The organism is Shewanella sp. T24-MNA-CIBAN-0130, from assembly GCF_040310185.1.
In the GTDB taxonomy this organism is placed as follows: domain Bacteria; phylum Pseudomonadota; class Gammaproteobacteria; order Enterobacterales; family Shewanellaceae; genus Shewanella; species Shewanella psychromarinicola.
Genome location: NZ_JBEOPP010000466.1, coordinates 1 through 249, shown reverse-complemented (window position 1 = coordinate 249; position 249 = coordinate 1). Strand labels below are relative to the sequence as shown.

At 41.0% G+C, this 249-nt stretch carries 1 protein-coding gene; it reads right to left on the bottom strand.

Translation table 11 applies throughout. From position 1 onward, the window contains the following. Nucleotides 1–209 (bottom strand): malonyl-CoA decarboxylase domain-containing protein (locus tag AAEZ02_RS23150; protein ID WP_351125521.1); only part of this gene is annotated, 209 nt, incomplete at its 3' end. Nucleotides 210–249 lie beyond the last annotated feature (40 nt).

The following is a 249-nucleotide window of genomic DNA, read 5'->3' as shown; positions in this document are numbered from 1 at the left end:
ATACTATTCAGTCCTTGCTGGCAATTTGAAATAGAATAGAAAACTGCAGTATCAGCCTCATCTACCGATATCTCTTGGCGATTATCAGATAAAACAGATTGAACAGAATTTGCAATACCCTGAGTTAAGGCTACTTCAACAAAAATTAAAGGCTCATCGGGCATAGAAAGATGAAAGAAAGCAAAGCAGCAACGATCTTCTGGCTGCATGCGGCGACGTAAGTCGTCCCAACTATCTATAGCGTGAACC